Here is a 443-nt window from a genome sequence, read left to right as displayed (position 1 = left end):
CACTAGCTTTCTTCCCTTAGGAAGAGTACAAAGATCCCAAGTATGATTCTTCATCAAAGAAGAATACTCCTCCTCCATGGCATTGTCCCACTCTGAATGACTTGTCACTATTACAAATGTCTGAGGATCATCACAAATGGTAGGACTGATAAAGCTAGAACCTGCTATATGAGAACAAGTGTGACAAAAATTGGAAGGATCACCAACTAAAGATCTCACAGATTCAACTGTAGCCCAAGCCCATTTAGGCATCTATGGAGGATCCTATTGCAGAGGTAAATGGGGATCACCAAGATCATCATCCTCATCATATAGAAAATAGACTAGAAGAGAGGACGGAGTAGTGGGAAGTAAAGTAGGCACTGGAGGTAGGGTATGAATTTTAGGAAGTCTCTCATCAAACTAGACATCCTATCAAAATAGGATATCTTTGGAATTAGGAT

Annotated in this window: 1 protein-coding gene; it reads right to left on the bottom strand. The window is 40.2% G+C overall.

Features of this window, described 5'->3' with window-relative positions; translation table 11 throughout:
* A partial coding sequence (locus CHM34_RS19640; protein ID WP_206093850.1) for a hypothetical protein occupies nt 1–252 on the bottom strand: 252 nt, incomplete at its 3' end.
* Nucleotides 253–443 lie beyond the last annotated feature (191 nt).

Origin of the sequence: Paludifilum halophilum (genome assembly GCF_002245355.1) — a bacterium.
Lineage (GTDB): Bacteria > Bacillota > Bacilli > Thermoactinomycetales > DSM-45169 > Paludifilum > Paludifilum halophilum.
Note: the sequence above shows the minus strand (reverse complement) of the source record. Positions and strands in the feature narration are given on the sequence as shown.